We start from the raw sequence: 18,048 nt of genomic DNA, 5'->3' as shown, positions 1-18,048 counted from the left end.
GCGGAAGGCACGGCCGGCGCCGCCCCGCGCGTCGGCCGCATCACCCCACAGGAGGAAGATCCCCATGTGGCTTTGGAAGGTGCGTCACCTCGCCCCCGTCGCGGCCCTGGCCCTGGTGGCCGGCGCCTGCGGCAGCGGTGACGACGGCAACGACCAGCGGCAGGTGGCGTCCCTCGCCGCCCAGGACCTGAACCCCGCTCCCCGTGAGGACCTGCGGGAGGGCGGCACCTTCGTCTGGGCCCTCAGCGCGTACGACGAGCAGCACAACATGCACCACGTCGACGGCAACCTGGCCAACGTGCGCCGGGTGGCCGCCGCCGTGCTGCCCAGCCCGGCCAGGTACGACGGTGAGGGCACGGCCTCCCCCAACACCGCCTTCGTGACCGACTTCGGTGTCAGCGACGACGGCCTCGAGGTCTTCTACGAGCTCAACCCCGACGCGGTGTGGTCCGACGGTGAGCCCATCACCGCAGCTGACTACGAGGCCAACCTCGAGACCCTCAGCGGCGAGCGCGACGGCGACTGGGAGCTCGGCGGCATCGACGGCTACGACCGCGTGTCGGAGTTCGTCCCCGGTGACGACGAGTACTCCTTCACGCTGGAGTTCGAGGAGCCCTACGCCGAGTGGCCGTCCCTGTTCTCCCCCCTGTACCCGGCCGAGTACATGGAGGACGACACGAAGTTCAAGGACGGCTACCGCAAGGCCTACCCGGTCACCGCCGGGCCGTTCGGGGACGTGGAGTTCGACGACGTCGCCGAGCGCATCACGATCACGAGGAACGAGGACTGGTGGGGCACCGAGCCGCTGCTGGACGAGATCGTCTTCGACGCCATGGGCAGTGACGCCATGGCCGCCGCCTTCAACAACGGCGAGATCGACGGCTTCTACCTGGGCTACGACGCCGCCGGGTACGAGCTCCTCAAGGACCGTGAGGGTGACGGCGCCTACTTCACCCAGGCCGTCAACCACGGCCACCGGTTCGCCTCGCTGAACGGCGCCAGCCCGCAGCTGGAGGACGTCCGCGTCCGCCACGCCATCTCCCTGGCCATCGACCGCAACGCCCTGGCCGAGGTGGCCCTGGGCGCGGTGAACTGGCCGATCACGGGCGAGGTCAACCGCCTGCTGCGCTCCAGCCAGTACGGCTACCAGGACAACAGCGAGGGGTACGGCGAATTCGACCCCGAACAGGCCGGAACGCTGCTCGACGAGGCCGGCTGGACGCTGGAGGAGGGTGCGGAGTTCCGCACCAACGAGGACGGCGAGACGCTGACCCTGGACTGGGTGGCCTCCGAGGACCTGGACATCGCCAAGGACGAGGCCGAGATCGGTCGCGACATGCTCGCCGAGGTGGGCATCGAGGTCGACGTCCAGCAGGTGCCGTCCAACGCCCTGTTCTCCGAGTACATCATCCCGGGCAACTACGAACTCGCCACGTACGTGCTCACCGGATCCAACCCGTACGCGGGTGACTCGCAGGAGAACTACGGCATGCCGAACGAGGGCGGCGAGTGGGGCAACAACCTCGCGCGTACCTCCACCCAGGAGATCGACGACGCCTACGCCGAGCTGCGCTCCGAGACCGATCCGGACCGCTACGCCGAGATCGCCAACGAGATCGACCGCATGCTGTGGGAGGAGGTCGTGACGATCCCGTTCTTCGAGCGCCCGGGCCTGTACGTGGTGAACGAGGACCTGCACAACTGGGGCGAGTACGGTCTGGCCTCGGACTACGTGTACGAGGACATCGGCTGGGCCGCTGAGTAGCCTGCCGCACCGACGGGGGAGGCCCCCGTCGCCGATGCTCCCGCCGGGGGTGCCGCCTCCCGCCGGAGGCGGCACCCCCGGTTCGCGTCGTGCCCGGGGTGGCGGGCGCTCCGGGCGCGCCGGACGGGACCGGCGGGTCGGATGGGCATGGGGAACGGGGGCACCGAGCGATCGGGGTCGGCTTGGGGCTCGGGGCCGAGCTGTGACAGGCTCAGAGAACGGACGACACCCCCTTGCCCCGCTCGTGGAAAGCCCTCGATGAGACTTCACCCGTTCGCCGCCGCAGGCGCGGCGGCACTGTTGTGCGCCGCTCTGGTCTCCTGTTCCAGCGATGACGACCCACCGGACTCGGAGCCGGTGAACGCCGACGTGGCCCCGGAACCCGAGGAGGAGAGCGCCGCGCCCTCCGACACGGACGAGGAGGAGGTCACCGCACTGGGCTGGGCCGGCCATCCCGGCGAAGTGGACGGCGAGGAGCACTCCGGCGTGACCGGGGGCGCGGACGGCGAGACCGTCACCGCCGCGGACGCCGACGACCTGGCCGAGCACCTGTCCTCGGACGAACCCCTGACCGTCGAGGTCAACGGCACCATCGACCTCGACGGATCGCTGGAAGTGGGCTCGGACAAGACCCTGGTGGCCGGGGAGGACGGCGCGGAACTCACCGACGGGCGCCTGGTGGTGGACGGCGCGAACAACGTCGTCCTGGACGGGCTGAGCGTGGAGGCGGACGGAACCGCACTGGCCGTCCGGGGCGGCAGCCACCACGTGTGGGTGGACGGGTCGAGGTTCTCCGGGAGCGACGACGACCCCCTGGTGACAGTCGACGACGGATCCGACTACGTCACCCTGTCCTGGAACCACTTCAGCGACGCCGAGTCCGCCCTGGCGGTCGGGAGCGAGGACGACGAACCCGGTGCCCTGCGGGTGAGCGTCCACCACAACTTCTTCAACGGCACGGCCGGGGCCCAGCCGCAGGCGCGCAACGCCGAGCACGTGCACGTGTTCAACAACTACTTCCGCGGCAACGCCGACTACGGGGTGCTCTCCACACACGGCTCCCTGGTCCTGGTCGAGGGCAACTACTTCGAGGACACGGCGATGTCGGTCTCCAGCGGAGACGAGGAACCCGGCAACGTGGTGACCCGGGACAACCTCCTGGTGGACACCGAACAGCCGGAGCTGCGGGGTGACGTGCCCGACCCGCCGTACGCCTACGAGGTCGACGACACCGTCGACGTGCCCGACCTCGTGACCAACGGAGCCGGTCTCAGCTCGTCCGTACGGCCGTGAGGGACCCGCGCCGGGTCCCACGCGCACCGGCCGCGGCCGGTGGGGACCCGGCGCCGGGACTCCGTGTCAGGGCATGCCGAACCCGTGGTACTCGTAGCGCTCGGTGTGCCCGCCCGGCGAGCTGTAGTCGAACCGGCGCGGATAGCCGCGCAGGTCGATCCACAGCTCGAACTCGGCGTCCTCGACGGCGCGGAGCGTGTTCGTCCCGTCATCGAAGTCCGCGCGCATCGCCGTGAACGTCCCCGTGTACCGGTACGCGGCGTGGCCGGCCTTCATCCCCGGCCATGCCAGGCGTACCTGCTCCCACCCGGCCAACTCCAGGTCGGAGGAGGTGCTGAGCACCTCGCGCAGCCTGGCCGACGCGAAACTCCTCGAACACAGGTACCGGTCGGCGTCGCTGGGGGATTCCAGCACCACCAGACCGGGGAGCGCGGAACGCGCGGTCATCATGTACCGCCCGTCCATCTCGTACCGATAGACCTCCTCGCCGTCCGCTTCGTCGACGTAGTGCTCGAAGGCGGGCTCGGCCTCGTCGTCGTAGACCGCGTGCCCGTGTCCCACGTCCGGGGCGGTGAGCGAGACGGGAATCGTGCTTCCCATGACCGCCGCCGCGCCCACGGGCACGGCCCCACGGTCGCTCAGGGTGAAGGTGATGTGGAAGGAGGAGGCGGTGTCCACGAGGTCGGCCGCCGCCCGTACGGCCCTGCGGGCGTTCTCGGGGCCCTCGTCGGTGAGCGCGAAGGGGTTGGCGAGCGCCGCGGAGCCCGTCGGATCCGGCAGGGGCTGGTTCGTGGCCAGTCGGGTCAGCCCCCACCCGCTCGCGGTCGCGGCGAGACAGGCCAGGACCACGGTCAGGCACAGGAGCCAACTGGGCCGGTGGGGGGCGGGCCCGGAGGTGTGGGGAGGCCTGGGATCGGCGGGGGAGGCGTCCGGCATCGACGTCGACACGGGTGGGACCTCGATTCTGGGGGGCGTGGGTGTGTGCAGGGCCCGGACTGCGCACGGAGACTGAAGTCGAAGAGCGATCCGTTGATTCCGGAGAGTACTTGCTCGGGAGCGCGGAGTGGTCGGGAACAGGTGCAGGTTCCAGGAGCGCTCGCACGTGTTCGCCTCCGGCGGACACGAAACGCAGCACGTATTCGCGGTGAGGGGAGTCGAGGGCGGGCCCGAGGAACTCGAAGGTACGGGTTCGCGCCAGCAAGCGCAGGGCCTCCTCCGAAGCGTGTTCCCACAGTGTCCGAATCGCGATCCGCGAGGCGAGCGACCCGGTGAACCGGCGGCTGGCGAAGAGCTCCATCCACTCGTCGGCCTCCAACCGCAGGATCGTCGCCTCCAGCACCTGGGAGTCCAGCAGGACCAGGATCGCCAGGGCACAGTCGACCCGGCCGACGGGCGACACCTGCCCCCGCGCGCACCTCAGGACCGCGTCGGCGGCTGCCACGGGATCCAGCGTCCACTCCTGGCCGGCTCCGGAACCGGAACCGGGACCGGAACCCGGGTCCGACCCGGAACCGGGCCCGGATCCGGAGCCGGATCCCGGGTCGGGGCCGCCGCCGGTCCCGGGCGCGGAGTCCTGCCCCACGGCGTCCGTGCCGCCGGTGGGAGTACGGCCGCCACCGTCGTTCGTGCCGACCGGAACATCCCCGTTTCCGTCCGCCGGAACGTCCCTGCCCCCGCTCCCGTCCCCGCTTCCGTTCTCGTGCTGGTCCCCGTCCCCGCCCGCGGCACCGCCCGGATCGGGGCCGCCGTCGCCCGGCCCGGTCCCGGCCGGCCCCGTCCCGGTGTCCTGCCCGCCCAGGATCCGCTGCACGGCGGCGCCCACGGCCGGCGGTGTCCGGGGCACGAAGGAGAAGGCCGCCACGGCCAGGGACACCACCACCAGGAGCACGGCCGTGTACTCCACCAGGGCTCCTCCTCGGTCCACGCCGCCCCTCCTCATCGCAGTCGCGGCGGGTGGCGGTCGAACCGGAGGAGGTCCCGTTGGAGGACCTGCTCGTCCTCCGGGGAACAGCGCCATCCCCGCGCGGTGAGCTCGTGCTGGAGCCTGCGCAGCAGCCGACCGGGGCGGGCGCACAGGTCGTGGAATCCGATGGCCACGATCCCCCAGCCCTCGTCCGCCATGGCCGCGTACCGGTACCGGTCGAGTGCCCGCGTCCGCGGGTCCTCGTGGTGTTCCCGGCTGTCGTACTCCAACGCGAGGCGGTAGCCCGGCCAGCCGAGGTCGGCGTGGAAGACCCCTTCCCGGGTCGGGACGGGGCACTGGGGTACGGGCGCGGGCAGACGCGTCGAGCGCACCAGGACCCGCGCCCAGGACTCGGCGGGGGAGTGGCTCAGGCCCGAGCTCAGCCGCACGGCGTGGCGCAGTCTCGCGTGCTGGCCCGCGGGCCGGCGGTACCGGGTGGCGGCGACCAGTTCGTGCCGGCGCACCAGGCCGCGGGCCAGGAACATGTCGAGCCGCGACGTGGCCACGAACACCGAGGGCGCCCGGGCGGCGATGTCGGCGGCGGTGCGGGCGGGTGCGGTGATCCGCGCCCCCTCCACCTCCACCCGCTCGTGCGGTGGGACCGGTTCGTGGTGCGCCACCACCGCCTGGGTACCGACGCGGCGCACACCCCGGGGCACGGCCACGTGCAGCCGTGTGCGCGTGACTCGGGTGCCGTGCGGGTAGGCGTTGACCCCCCACACGTAGGCGGCGGTGATGTCGCACGCCACAGCGTCGGCGGAGAGCAGGCCGGGCACGGGAACGAGCGTGCGCAGGAGGAGGGAACGGTCGGGGAGGGTGTCCTCACTGACGGTCATACATCCAGGTTCGGCGGTGGGCACCGACCCGACAAGGCCCCGCCCGAACCTGTGGACAACCGCTCCCCGGCACGCGGTCCGCCGCGGCTCCTTGCCGCTACCGCATCGCGCCCACACCGGCCGCCACGTGGATGTGGTCGACGTGGTCCAGCGTGATGTTGCCGTAGTGCGGGTAGTGGCGGGCGACTCCGGGCCACGCACCCACCGGGTCCGGCGGCAACCGGGTGTTGTTCCAGATCAGACGGTTGTAGATGATGCCCTTGACCCCGAGCCGGTCGGCGTTCTGGATGAGCCAGTTGATGACCGTCACGGCGGTGGCGTCCATGTCGGACGAGGGCACTTCGCCGAGGCCGGCCATCATGTAGTCGACCGCCTCGCCCGTGTTGTGGTCGCTGCCGGTCTCGGCGCGATAGCCGCCCGCCGTGAGGTAGAAGCCGCCGAACTCGTCCTGCAGCGCCTGGTGGACGCCGCACATGCGGGGGTGCAACTGCCCGAGGGAGGCGCAGTCGACGATGGCGCCGCCGCCGAACACTCGTGAGGGATCGAAACGGTAGGCGCCCTCCTGGTCCACCAGGTTCACCCTGATCATGGACAACGCGGTGTCGAGGCTGTCGACGGGCCCCTCCACGCACTCGATGAAGCCGTCCGGTGCCCGGCCGCACTCGTTGGGAGGGTGCACGATGGCGATGGCCGAGGCGTTGCCCACCACGGTGTCGGCGTCCTCCTCGGAACCGTCGCACTGGACGTCGTTCCAGGGGCGTGAGCCGTCCTCCTCCAGTTCCCTCTGGCAGATCGCGCCGCGCACCTCGACACGCACGATGTTGCCGTTGCGGCCCTGGACGTTGTCGCTGGCCCGGATGTCGGTGAGGACCGCGCCGTTCTCGCGCGCGTACTCCTCCGCGCGCGCCTCGGCCTTCTCCTCGTCGAACCACGGCATCGGGTAGGCCCCGTCGAACAGGTCCTGGGCGGCCTGGTCGCGCAGCGCGCTCACCGCGGCCAGCGCGGCGGCGTCGGCGGCGGTCTGAACCTGGCTGCGCTGGTCGTTGGCCGCCCCCACACGTACGAAGAGCAGGGTCAGCGACAACAGGGCGAGTGTGAGGCCGAACAGGAGCAGGACGTTGGACTGGCCGGCGTCGCCGCGGCCCGGCACGGGCCGACGGCGGGAGCGCACGGCCGTGGCCGCGCGCCGTGGGGACCTTCGCGGTGCCATGCGCGTTCCGGGGGGTCGTCCGCGCGTACGCGGTGAGGCAGGGGTCGGCGGGGTGTGGGGACGAATTCCGTTCCCTGGCGTAGCTTATCGGGGCCTGTCCGTGATCGGTAGGCCCTGTGGACAGCCGCGGAGGCGGTGGCACTCCCGCCCCCGGTGACAGGTGCGCGGGCGGTGGCCCCTGGAGCGGCGGGGCCGGACAGTGGTGCGAGGGCGATGGCCCCTGGAGTGGTGGGGGCCGGGGCAGTGGTGCGCGGGCGGTGGCCCCTGAAGCGGCGGGGCCGGACAGTGGTGCCCGGCCGCTCCGCTCAGGGGCCGCGAGAACCGCTCCTCGCGCCCTCGCGCCCTCCATCCGTCAGAGACGGCGGCGCAGGGCCTCCACCGTGTGGACGTCGGCCACGGTCACCTTGACGTCGCCCGACCCGACGGACGACGCGGTGACCGACCGGACGTAGGGCCCGTGTGCCCACCGGCGTGCCGTGCGCAGGGGCACCGACTTGGCACCCACACGCCCCAGCGCACCCGGAGGCCCCACGAGCAGGCGCAGCCGCCACGTCGCCCGCAGCCCCGGGACCCCTCCGAACTCGGCTCGCCCCAGCAGCGGCAGCCGCCCCGTCAACCGTGAGCGGTCCGCGCTCGGTACCAGACGCAGCGGATACCGCTGCCCCGCACCGGACCCGCGCACCACCTCCACCGCGCACTCGACTCCGTCGGGCAGCGCGTCGCCCAGCCGCACGTCCAGACGGAGATCGTCGCGGCGGCGCCCCACGGGGCGCACCCGCACCTCGTCCACCTCCAGCGTGGGCGCCAGAGGCGTGGTCTTCAGCCCCAACCGGTCGTTGACGGTGTAGTACGGGCGGACCCTGGACCCGCACCCGGGGTTCTGGTGCACCTTCAGGACCGGGTACTCGATGATGTCCTTGTAGCCCACCACGCCCGACAGGTGGCGCCCCACCGAGCAGTCGGTCCCGTCGGAGAGGACGAGCCGGGCCTCCCACGTCTCCGACTCCCCGTGACGTCCGCGCACGACCGCCTCCGGGTCGACGACGGCCGTGAACCGTCCGTCGCCGGCCACCGGCGCGGAGAACTCCCGCAGCGTCTGCGGCGACTCCCGCAGGCGTACCGAGAGCCGCGCCCGCGCGTCGGCCCGGTCCCGGCCCAGGACACGCCCCTGCACGGTGATCAGGCCGTCGGCGACCTCGACGTGGTCGACCTCGGCGTGGTGGTCCGACCGGCGCACGTGCAGCGCCAGCCTTCCCTTCGCGGTCCGGGTCGGCAGCACCAGGGCCAGCCTGCCGACGTCCGCGGCACTGAGCGGGAACCCGTGCTGGTGGATCACCACGTCGCGGACGGGCGTCTCCTTCTCCCCGTCGGGGCCCTCGTCGATGCGGACGACCTCCCAGGTGCGCGCCGCCAGCCGTCGCGCCTCCGGGTCGACGACGACCTCCCCGTTCCCGTCGGGCGTCAGGGTCACGCGCGCGCCGGGCCGGGTGAGCACCACGTGGGCGGGCGGGTCGGCGAACGCCAGCACGGCGTACCCGTCGGTCCCGGCGCGCACGCGACAGGCGGCCGGCAGCTCATTCCGGGCGGCCGGGATCCTGGGCACGGGCGGCGGGGTCGCCTGGGGCAGGGACGTGCCCAGCAGATCGGCGAACAGCTCCTCGTGGAGTCGGCAGACGTTCGCCGGGTCGAACCGCTCGGAGTCCAGCAGCGCGGCCTGGGACATCTTCCGGCGGAGCTCGTCGTCGGCCATCAGCTCCGCCAGGCCGTCGGCGATGCCCGAGGCCGAACGGTTGGGCACGAGCAGTCCGTCCTCGTGGTCGCGGATGATCGACGCGGGGCCGTGCGGACAGTCGGTGCTCACCACGGGAAGGCCCGAGCGCATCGCCTCCACGATCGTCATCCCGAAGGGTTCCTCGCTGGAGGTCACCGCCGCGAACGCCCCCTGGGCCCAGGCCTCCTCGACCCGGGGGTGCGGTCCCATCAGCCACACCCGGTCGTGCAGGTCCAACGACGCCACCAGGCGGGCCAGCGCTCCGCGCCGGTCCCCGCGCCCGTAGATGCGCAGGGTCCAGTCGGGGAACTCGTCCGCCACCATGGAGAACGCCTGCACCAGGAGGTCATGCCGCTTGCTCGGCGCCAGCCGGCCCGCGGAGACGATCGTGTGCGAGTCGAGCCCTTCGGTCGTGAACGGCGGCGCGGGCACCGAGTTGGGGATGGACAGCAGCCGCACGCCCGGCAGCGCCATCCGCTCGGCGTACGTGCGCGCGTCCGCCTCGGTCACCGTGACGAACGCGTCCAGGTTCGGGTACTCGGTCTCCATCACCCGGCGCAACGCCTGCGAGTGCTGTTCGTAGGTGAGGTGTTCCTGCCCGACCTTGACCACGTGCCGGGGCGCGGCCCGGGCGATGACGGCGTTGAGTCCCGGTCTCGTGCCCACCACCACGTCGGCGTCGGTGGTGGTGAGGTACTCCTCCAGCCGGTCGTCGGTCAGGCGGCTGTGGGTGGACCCGCGCGAGTCCTCCGGCGGGAAGAGCAGCGGCGGAAGCCCGGCCCGTTCCGACCCCTCGTACAGCGGGCGTCCCCCGACCCCGATGCCGTCGCCCCTGGACTCCCGGCGCACGTCCACCAGCGGGCGCAGGCGCACCCGGGCGGGCACCGGCAGAACGGGCTCCGCCCGGTGCTGGAACACCGAGACGATCTCGACCTCGTGGCGTTCGGACAGCGCCGAGGCCTGGTTGGCGACCGTGCGTACGGTGCCGCCGATGCCGTACATGTCGTTGATCAGATAGGCGATCTTCACCGAGCCCCCCGTATCTGTGGGCTCCGTCCCGCGCCCCCGCGGGACGGAGCCGCCCCCGTCGATCCGCGCCGGTCATGCCCCGAGTGGTCGGGTGGCGCGGGGATGAAGGATCAGGCTATGGGGGTGATTTCCGGAAAAAGCCATGTTTGCGCTACTCGTCCCGAAGGTTTGCGACTCCCTGTGAGGGTTTTGCGGAGTGTTCAGACGGCCGGACCGAACCGTGCGGGTGGGACGGGAAAGCGGGGGGATGAGAGCGGGATGCGAGCGGCACGTGAGAGGCGCGGACCGCTCGCAGCTGCGCCGGCGACGACGGGTCCCGGACCGCCTCCGCGCTTCGCTTGGGTGAGGCGGGCTGACGGCCCTGCCACCAACAGATGGCGGGGGCCGGGGCATCCCGCAAGGTCGCGGTTCCGGGGAGGCGGGCGGGGCGCTGATTTTCGGGGCGCGCCGGAGTCTGTACGGGTGATGTCGGAACCCACCAGGTTGGAGCAGACCATGTCCACTCAACGCGCGGCCTCGCCGAAGTCCCGTACCCCCAAGCGCGGCCTGAACATCGTGCTGTGGGTGCTCCAGGTCCTGCTCGCGGTGTTCTTCGCCGTGGCGAGCGCCCTTCCCAAGCTGACCGGACACCCCTCAGCCGATCCCACCTTCGATGCGATCGGGTACGGAGACTGGTTCATGTACCTGGTCGGCGCTCTGGAGTTGGCCGGGGCGATGGCGCTGCTGATCCCGCTGCTCTCGGGCGTCACCGCGCTCGCGTTCATCGCGCTGATGATCGGCGCGTTCGTGTACGAGGTCACCGTGATCGGATCGGGGTTCTGGTACACGCCGGTCATCCTCATCGCACTGTTCACCTTCATCGCCTGGGGCCGCTGGGACCGCACGATGGCCCTGTTCGCGCTGGTGGCCGGTCAGAGCAGGGCGTCGACGGCCTGACGTCGGCGCCGAGGCGCCGTGCCGTGGGCCGGGCGAGCGCCGGCGTACTGCGGGCGGTGGCGAACGGAGAGCGGCGGGAGCCCGGGTCCCACGGGCGGGGGAGCGCGGTCCTTCTGTGGGGGGGAATCCCGGCGCGGGAGGCCCGAGAAGACTGGGCTCGGGCCCCGGATCGGGGGCCCTCGACGAGAAGGGCATCCCATGCGTGCACTCCCGTCCGCACCCGCGGACGTATCCGAAGGACCAGGGTCGGGGAACGCCGGTGCGTTCAGGCGGGTGACGGGACCCGCGCTGGTCGCCGCCGCGTGGTCGACGGTCTCCGCGCTGCTCGGCTTGTACTGGGCGCGGGGCGGGGCCGGTTTCCCCTTCGGGGAGGGCGATCCGGAACCGGCCCTGTCCTGGTTCGGCCGGGCCACCGCGGAGGTGGGCGGCCCGGTGATCGCCATGGCGGCGGGAGCCGCTGCGGTCATCGGCCTGGTGATGGCGCTGCCACTGCGTTCGGCCGTGGCACGCCGGTTCCTGGCGGCGGCGGGCTGGGCCCTGGCGGTCGTACTGCTGGTGATCGTGCCCGACTACCGGGTACTGATGGGGGTGGTCTACGCCCCCGTGCTGGCAGTGGGATGGCCGCTGGGCCTGGTGGCGACCGAATCGGTGGCCGGGGTGTACTCGTGGACGGTGCTGAGCCAGATCTGGTGCATGGCCGGCGGGTACGCCTGGGCGATGGCGGCACTCGGGCAGGGGCGGAGAGCCGGCGGCGCCTGCACGGTCTGTGGCCGCACCGCGGACGAGGCGGGATGGACGTCCAGGGAGTCGGCCGCCGCGTGGGGTCGGACCGCGGTGTTCGTCTCGGTCCTGATGCCGTTGGCCTACTGCGTGACGCGGTGGGCGTGGGCCCTCGGCATCTCGCTCGGCGACCCCAGCTCGATGGTGGCGGAGATGGGTCCCGGCGTCCGGCTGGCGGCGGCGTTCCTGGCGACGTCCGGACTGGGCGGTGCCGTCCTGACCTTCGGTCTGATCCGGCCGTGGGGCGAGGTCTTCCCCCGTTGGATGGTCGGCCTGGCGGGCCGACGCGTGCCGATCATGCTGGCGGTGATCCCGGCCGCGCTGGTGTCGGTGCTGTTCGTCAACGCCGGACTGATGTACATCCGGTTGTTCCTGCCGCAGGTGATCGCCGAACCCGCCGCGTGGGGAGCGGCCGCGCCGGAGTTCCTGTTCCCGGTATGGGGAGGGGCTCTGGCCGTGGCCACTCTGGCCTACTACCTGCGCAGGCGCGGCGGGTGCGCCGACTGCGGCCGGGGTGGGGAAGCCAACGGCGTGTGAGTGGCCGGGGCCGGTCGGGGCAGCCGGGCAGGGGTGCGGGCGTCGTGATCGACGGCCCGCCGCGGTGTCGCGTCGAGGCGGGTCAGTAGGTCTTGGTGTTCTCCCACGATTCCCAGGCGAGGCAGGGCAGGGTGTGGTTGTCCTCGATGTAGTCCAGCCCCCAGGAGATCTGGGTGCGGGGATCACCGGCGAATCCTTCGGGTATCTCGCCGTGCACAGCCGGGTTGAAGCCGGGGATTCCGCTCGCTCCGGTGTCGGGGTCCACGAGCGTGTGGTCCCAGTTGGACGTGCTGGTCCACAGGTTCTGCAGACACGTCCACTGCTCGTCGTCCCAGCCCCGCTTCGTGGCCATGTTCAGGGCCACGGCCTCGTTGTCACTCCGGTTGGAGTTCCCGCCGCCCCATTCGTACTCCTCGGGTTCCTCCGGCCGATCGGCGTCCACCCAGGTTTCGTCGCCGCAGTCGGGCCCTTGGACCAGGCACACCATCTCTCGAACCCCGTTGTTGAACGTCCGGCTGAGCTCGAGTTCGTACACGGCGAGTATGACGGCGGCAGCCAGGATGGTGACGACCGCCAACTCGACGAACGAGGCGCCCTGGTCGGAGTCCACTCCTCGCGCCGGCCGCAACCAACCGGCCACGCGCGGTGGTCCACTGCGTTCGCCAGAACGCCCGGGCGGCCCAGTGGGGGAGGGGCGTCGGGTATCCGCCGGCTCGGAGCGGTGGGGGGTGGGCAAGGCCGCCTCCGGATCAAGAAATCGGAACATCCTCGATTGGTTCAAAGTTCGGGATCTCGACAGTCACCGATTCGATATCGGAAGGGACCGAAAAAAGCGACCAGTAAGAGACCTTCTCTCCCGGCGAAACCTGCTGGGCGAGATCATTTGAGGTAGGGCCAGAACATAGGCATGCACCGTTTCCATCCATGATCGGGTGGAATCGAGTACCGGATTCGTTGCTTCTGGATGTAACGCCCGCGTAGTTGGGGCCGGAGTAACTGTAGGAGCGATCGCGTAGCCAAACCAGTGGTTCTGTGGAATCCCCGTTGTTACTTATACTCCAAGTTATCGAAAGAAGTGCGCCGCTCTCGTCTCGTTCGGCTTCGTTGACCTCAGCCGTCAGGCCCTCCGACTCCGCGCTGTTTCCCTCTACGGACCCTAACACCTCGAGGTCGCTTGATCTGGGGGCGGCAGAGGCCGAGCTCATGCCCATCACAATGATGGAAACGGCGAGTGACATTCCAGTCGCGCTTCGAGCGAGTGAAAGGTTGCTCATGTCTTTCCTATTTCTCGAATGTGACAGTGACTCGCCGGTTTCGTTCGCGCCCTTCTTCGGTATCGTTCGCGGCAATAGGATCGCTGGAGCCGTGCCCTTGGGTATCGAACTCGATGCCGCTTCTGGTAATGAGATCGCTCAACGTGGATTCTACAGAGTCGGCTCGCTCCTGAGAGAGTGGCATATTAATCGATTCATTCCCAGTGTTATCGGCGTATCCGTCGATGCTTACAGTTGAGGAGCTTGCATCATCGATTTCTCTTGCCACCTGCTCAAGGATTTCCTCTGCGTCACCACTGAGTTCCGAGCTATTCGTTTGAAAGAGAACGTCGGAGGAAAGAATGATGCTGACCTCTTCGTTGCTTTCGGTGCGACCAGTTTGGTCTTCGATGTCATCGGAAATCATCGTGAGCGGGATGATCTGGGGTTCAGATAGATCGGGGCTCTCCGCTGGCTCCGTGGACTCACTGATCGGTATGTCCAATATCGGAGGTGTCATGGGGGTGGTGACCGTCATAGAATCCACTGGGGCGTCCGGAGGCGGGAATGCCACCCACATTTCGACGCTCTGTCCGCTTGCAATATTGCCATCTATTGTCGAGCAAAAGCAGGATCCGTCTGATTTTTTGTAGCTTAGATGCCGATTTTGGTTCTCACTGTCGATTAAGGTGACCTGGCTGGCACTGTGGAGGTTGTCCGTATCGCTCAGGCCGCTGTACAGGAAGAAATTCTCCGGAGATTTGTTCTCGATTTCAAATCGAAGTCTGAGGATGTTATTGTCGACTGTCTCCAGGGCGAGTACATTGATCTGGAGATCGCTTCCTAGCGTTGTGGAAGTGGAGGTGCTGCTTGCGACGATGTTCTGCGCATTTTCAGTCGGTTCGCCTGGATCCTGGCTTTGGTTTGTCGGGTTGTTTGTTTCGCCAGGCTCAGATGGCGTGTCAGAGGAAACTACGCACGCGGAGGTCAGCGCTAGTAAAGTTGACGCCAAGGACGCATTTAAAATCCGTTTCTGTATGCGTCTTGTTTCATGTTTTCTTCTCTCTTTCCTTGTCAAATCAGCTCCGCTGGCATAGGGTTTCCATAGTTGAATGATGAGTTGCTTGCAGGCGACTTTGCCCTATTCTTATGGAGTGCCCTGGAGGATCTCAGTAACGGAACTTCCGATGGCGTCACTGATGCTGGTTGATAGGTCGAGTGCATAGATCGCGACGGCGACTGCGGCGACGAGAATGACGATGGCCGCGTATTCCAGCATGGTGGCGCCGGTGTCGGTTTTCTTTGGCTGGGGGGAGACGTAGGTGCTGAAGGCTACCCACAGGCGGGTCAGGCTCTTCACGGGGTCAACTCCTTGGGGACAGGTGTTCCTGGTGCCACTGCGGTGTGGCCTGGGGCGGCCGGGTTACGGCGGCATCCGGACCGTGGGGCACTGAACCGAGGTCAGGGGGACAACAGGGGACTGTGAGTCGGTGACTCGCACCACGGATTCCCACTATCGGGCACGAACACCTGTGTTGACTTCGGGGCTGACCGGATGTGGCCACGTGTTCCCATGATGCCCTTCGGCGAGGGCGAGCACACGTTGTCCACAGGCAGAGTGAGAGCCCAGGTTCAGGCGGGGCTCGGTGTGCGTAGGCGCACATGGGCAGGCCATCCGGGGGTGACGTTCGGTGTTCGACGGGTGACCATGATGGCAGACGCGTCCTACGGGCGCCATGGGTGCACCGGTCATGCCAGGCCGCCCACATTCGCGCGTGTGGTCGTGCGGTGCTTGAATTGCCCGGTGGCCCTGGGTGGGCGGACATCGATGGTCGGCTCGGGGGCGGGCGTGAGGAAAGGCGGCGAAGTTTGGACAGCAGCACGGTCGTGTCCCTGGTGATCGCGGTGGTCGCGGGGCTGGTGGTCGGAGTGATTCCGCTCCTGACCGTGCTCCGCAGCCGTGCGGCGCTGAACGCCGCCATCAAGCGCACGCCCTCCGTGAGTCCGCCCCATCCCGATGAGCTGAAACCCGAGGAACTCGCCTATCTCGCCGGCGGTCCGGTGCGCGTGGCTGAGACCGTCATCATGGACCTCTACCTCTCGGGACGGATCCGTCAGCAGGACGCTCGGGGCTTCTTCACCCTGGTCGGCCCGTCAGCGCCGTTCACGCACGAGAAGTCGCTCATTCGGCGGACCATCATCCGGGGCTTCCGCGACCGCGTGGGTCTGACCGCGCGGGAGATGATCCGGCGCTCGATGAGCAGTGGCGGAATGATCGCCATCGCCGACGGTCTCAAGGCCTCGCGACTGCGGGTGGACTCTCCCGGACTCGGCCGGCTACTGGCATCCAGGGAGAAGGTGCCGTCCCGCATCTCGTGGATGCGGACCCTGAGTCTTCTCGTGGGCATCGGCGCGGGAGCCTTCCACCTCCTGGTCGACCCAGGACCCGTCTCCCTCGGTCTCCTGGTCGGCGGCCTCTTCGCCTCGGCGATGCTGTCGGTGGACAAGGCCGTCCTCGACTCCACCGGTGGCGCCGCGCTCACGGCGACGACTCCAGCGGGCCGGACCGTGGTCGCGGAGGCCGAGGAGCGCTACAAGGTCGTCGCCCAGTCCACCGACGAACTGGATCGTGAGTCGGCGGTGCGCTGCACAGCGGTGACCGGCTTCCGAGCCCTGCGTGAGGCTGCGCCCGCCGTGAACCGCTCCAGGCCCACCCCGCGCACGTCGTCCGCGTCGGGCTCCTCCGGAGGAACGGGGAACACGGGAGGTGTCCATGCCTCCTCCGTCGACGATGGCATCCGGATGGAGTCCCTCTGTGGATTCGCCGAAGACTGCCAGGGCGAGATCGGCGGAAGCGGCTCGGGTTCCGGGAGCGACGGTTGGGGCGGCGGTTTCGGCGGTGGTGACGGGAGTAGTGGCTCCGGCGATGGTGGCTCCGGTGGGGGCGGGGACAGCGGTGGCGGCGGAGGAGACGGTGGTGGAGGCGGCGGCGAATGACCTGCGGGTCATGGGGGCGGCGCCCTGGTCGTCCGGTCGGCGCGTCATTCGCCTGACCGGTCGCCCCGCCGACCCGCGGTCCCTCTGACCGGTCGTCCTGCTGTCCCGAGCGTCTGGCCTCCCCGTCACCTCTGTCCCCGCCCCACCGGGGCCTCCGTCGTCCGTCGCCCCCGGCCACGAGCAGTCCGCCGTTCGCGCGCCCATGTCACCTCGCGTCCGAACCGCCCGGCGCCCGCCCGCAGGAGAACCGGACACGGGTTCCGCCCCGGACACAGGTAGGGCGGGACCGCCGTACGGCCCCGCCCGCCCGTCCCAGGCTGAGAAGGTGTCGCCCCGCCTGCCCGCGAGGCGTCACCACCCTTGCCATCTCCCGGCCCGGAACCGGTGTGGGGTCAGACGGTTGCCGACTCCGGTGCGGACGCCGTCAGCTCGAACAGTTCGGCCAGTGCCTCGTAGGAGTCCAGCCGGGCCTCCTGGTCGTAGATCATCGACGACACCATGATCTCGTCGACTCCGGTGTCGGTGATGAACTGTTCCAGCTTTGGGCGCACCGTCTCCGGCGACCCCACGAAGGAGTAACGAAGCATGGCGTCCAGTCGTTCCTTCTCGCCCGGGCGCCACATCGTGTCGAGGCTGTCGACGGGCGGTTGCAGCAGGCCGCGCGCACCGCGGACGGTTCCGAGGAAGGCCTGCTGCATCGAGGTGAACAGCCGCTTGGCCTCGGCGTCGGTGTCGGCGATGAAGACGTTGGCGCCCGCCATGACGTAGGGCTTGTCCAACTGCTCCGAAGGGCGGAATCCGGCACGGTACGCCTTGAGGGCCTCGTAGAGGGCGTCCGGAGCGAAGTGCGAGGCGAAGGCGTAGGGCAGCCCGAGCTGTGCGGCGAGCTGGGCGCCGAAGAGACTGGAGCCCAGGATCCACAGCGGCACCCGCAGCCCTTCGCCGGGCACCGCGCGGACCGGCTGCCCCGGCTCGGCCGGCTCGAAGAACGCCTGGAGCTCCTGGACGTCCGCCGGGAACGTGGAGGCCGCGCTGTGGTCGCGGCGCAACGCCATCATCGTGCGGGGGTCGGTGCCGGGGGCGCGGCCCAGCCCCAGGTCGACACGGCCGGGGTAGAGCGACTCCAACGTCCCGAACTGCTCGGCGATGACGAGCGGGGAGTGGTTGGGGAGCATGACGCCGCCCGCGCCGATCCGGATGGTGGAGGTGCCCTCGGCGATGAAGCCGAGGGAGACCGACGTGGCCGCACTCGCGATGGCCCGCATGTTGTGGTGCTCGGAGAGCCAGAAGCGCTGGTAGCCCCAGCGCTCCAGGTTCTGCGCGAGTTCCCGGGCGGAGCGGAGCGCGTCGCCGGCGGTGGAGCCCTCGACGATGGTGGCGTGGTCGAGCACGGACAGCGCGACCTTGGACACGTTGGACATGGTGGCCTTCATTCCCCTGCGTGGATGCGTGGAGCGGTTCCGGCGCCACACGGTCCCTGATCGGCGGTCCGGGACCCGAGCCCCCGCTCTGTGACGGGGTCCGGTGGTGACGGCGGGCGGTCGGAGCGGGGTGGCGATGGGACCCGCCCCGACCGTCCGTTCTGTTCGATGATCGACGAACATCGAACTACGAAGGTACACTCACCCCTGAGCACGAACCAAATCTCTCGGCGCACCGGACGAGGCCGTCAGGACAT

At 69.7% G+C, this 18,048-nt stretch carries 14 protein-coding genes; 5 read left to right on the top strand and 9 right to left on the bottom strand.

The genetic code is table 11. The annotated features are described in order from the left end of the window. Positions 1-64 precede the first annotated feature (64 nt). Positions 65-1,765 carry an ABC transporter family substrate-binding protein gene (locus tag HNR10_RS07930; RefSeq protein ID WP_179822072.1) on the top strand — a complete coding sequence of 567 codons (1,701 nt, stop codon included), beginning with the start codon at positions 65-67 and terminating at the stop codon, positions 1,763-1,765. 258 nt (positions 1,766-2,023) lie between these two features. Then, positions 2,024-3,058 (top strand): pectate lyase family protein, encoded by a 1,035-nt coding sequence (locus tag HNR10_RS07925; protein ID WP_179822070.1) that lies wholly within the window; start codon positions 2,024-2,026, stop codon positions 3,056-3,058. A gap of 66 nt (positions 3,059-3,124) precedes the next feature. Here the strand turns inward: HNR10_RS07925 and HNR10_RS07920 are convergent, their stop codons facing one another. The 4 genes from HNR10_RS07920 to HNR10_RS07905 form a co-directional block, all read right to left on the bottom strand. Further along, on the bottom strand, positions 3,125-4,006 hold the full coding sequence (locus HNR10_RS07920; RefSeq protein ID WP_179822069.1) for a hypothetical protein: 882 nt from the start codon (positions 4,004-4,006) through the stop codon (positions 3,125-3,127). 987 nt (positions 4,007-4,993) lie between these two features. Further along, on the bottom strand, positions 4,994-5,857 hold the full coding sequence (locus HNR10_RS07915; protein WP_179822067.1) for a hypothetical protein: 864 nt from the start codon (positions 5,855-5,857) through the stop codon (positions 4,994-4,996). A gap of 97 nt (positions 5,858-5,954) precedes the next feature. Beyond that, on the bottom strand, positions 5,955-7,067 hold the full coding sequence (locus HNR10_RS07910; protein WP_179822066.1) for a pilus assembly protein TadG-related protein: 1,113 nt from the start codon (positions 7,065-7,067) through the stop codon (positions 5,955-5,957). Between the two features lie 352 nt (positions 7,068-7,419). Next, positions 7,420-9,867 carry a glycosyltransferase family 4 protein gene (locus tag HNR10_RS07905; protein ID WP_179822063.1) on the bottom strand — a complete coding sequence of 816 codons (2,448 nt, stop codon included), beginning with the start codon at positions 9,865-9,867 and terminating at the stop codon, positions 7,420-7,422. A 495-nt stretch (positions 9,868-10,362) separates the two neighbouring features. Between HNR10_RS07905 and HNR10_RS07900 the strand changes: the two genes are divergently transcribed. Next, complete coding sequence (locus tag HNR10_RS07900; RefSeq protein WP_179822062.1) at positions 10,363-10,803, top strand: DoxX family protein; 441 nt, start codon at positions 10,363-10,365, stop codon at positions 10,801-10,803. A gap of 273 nt (positions 10,804-11,076) precedes the next feature. Continuing rightward, positions 11,077-12,120, top strand: coding sequence for a hypothetical protein (locus HNR10_RS07895; protein WP_179822060.1), 1,044 nt, complete (start codon positions 11,077-11,079; stop codon positions 12,118-12,120). 82 nt (positions 12,121-12,202) lie between these two features. On the opposite strand, the gene HNR10_RS07890 is transcribed toward HNR10_RS07895, so the two are convergent. The 4 genes from HNR10_RS07890 to HNR10_RS07875 form a co-directional block, all read right to left on the bottom strand. Beyond that, positions 12,203-12,760, bottom strand: coding sequence for an aggregation-promoting factor C-terminal-like domain-containing protein (locus HNR10_RS07890; protein WP_312889161.1), 558 nt, complete (start codon positions 12,758-12,760; stop codon positions 12,203-12,205). Between the two features lie 109 nt (positions 12,761-12,869). Next, positions 12,870-13,394: a hypothetical protein gene (locus HNR10_RS31140; protein ID WP_246406114.1), complete on the bottom strand. Its 525-nt coding sequence runs from the start codon at positions 13,392-13,394 to the stop codon at positions 12,870-12,872. 7 nt (positions 13,395-13,401) lie between these two features. After that, positions 13,402-14,385 (bottom strand): OmpA family protein, encoded by a 984-nt coding sequence (locus HNR10_RS07880; RefSeq protein ID WP_246406112.1) that lies wholly within the window; start codon positions 14,383-14,385, stop codon positions 13,402-13,404. Positions 14,386-14,520: 135 nt separating this feature from the next. Further along, on the bottom strand, positions 14,521-14,733 hold the full coding sequence (locus tag HNR10_RS07875; RefSeq protein ID WP_179822056.1) for a hypothetical protein: 213 nt from the start codon (positions 14,731-14,733) through the stop codon (positions 14,521-14,523). A 509-nt stretch (positions 14,734-15,242) separates the two neighbouring features. Between HNR10_RS07875 and HNR10_RS07870 the strand changes: the two genes are divergently transcribed. Next, on the top strand, positions 15,243-16,370 hold the full coding sequence (locus HNR10_RS07870) for a TIGR04222 domain-containing membrane protein (protein WP_246406110.1): 1,128 nt from the start codon (positions 15,243-15,245) through the stop codon (positions 16,368-16,370). A 392-nt stretch (positions 16,371-16,762) separates the two neighbouring features. Here HNR10_RS07870 and HNR10_RS07865 read toward each other — a convergent pair whose 3' ends face one another. Continuing rightward, the gene (locus HNR10_RS07865; protein ID WP_179822052.1) at positions 16,763-17,791 is read right to left on the bottom strand and encodes an LLM class flavin-dependent oxidoreductase; all 1,029 of its coding nucleotides are present in this window, start codon (positions 17,789-17,791) and stop codon (positions 16,763-16,765) included. Positions 17,792-18,048 lie beyond the last annotated feature (257 nt).

It is taken from the genome of Nocardiopsis aegyptia (assembly GCF_013410755.1).
In the GTDB taxonomy this organism is placed as follows: Bacteria; Actinomycetota; Actinomycetes; order Streptosporangiales; family Streptosporangiaceae; genus Nocardiopsis; species Nocardiopsis aegyptia.
The sequence above is the reverse complement of the archived record's forward strand: the minus strand, read 5'-3'. Positions and strand labels throughout refer to the sequence as shown.

What these genes read in the sequence shown, in the direction of transcription:
- HNR10_RS07930 (WP_179822072.1), top strand. Translation starts at nt 65, where the DNA reads ATGTGGCTTTGGAAGGTGCGTCACCTCGCCCCCGTCGCGGCCCTGGCC.
- HNR10_RS07925 (WP_179822070.1), top strand. Translation starts at nt 2,024, where the DNA reads ATGAGACTTCACCCGTTCGCCGCCGCAGGCGCGGCGGCACTGTTGTGC.
- HNR10_RS07915 (WP_179822067.1), bottom strand. Translation starts at nt 5,857, where the DNA reads ATGACCGTCAGTGAGGACACCCTCCCCGACCGTTCCCTCCTCCTGCGC.
- HNR10_RS07910 (WP_179822066.1), bottom strand. Translation starts at nt 7,067, where the DNA reads ATGGCACCGCGAAGGTCCCCACGGCGCGCGGCCACGGCCGTGCGCTCC.
- HNR10_RS07900 (WP_179822062.1), top strand. Translation starts at nt 10,363, where the DNA reads ATGTCCACTCAACGCGCGGCCTCGCCGAAGTCCCGTACCCCCAAGCGC.
- HNR10_RS31140 (WP_246406114.1), bottom strand. Translation starts at nt 13,394, where the DNA reads ATGAGCAACCTTTCACTCGCTCGAAGCGCGACTGGAATGTCACTCGCC.
- HNR10_RS07865 (WP_179822052.1), bottom strand. Translation starts at nt 17,791, where the DNA reads ATGTCCAACGTGTCCAAGGTCGCGCTGTCCGTGCTCGACCACGCCACC.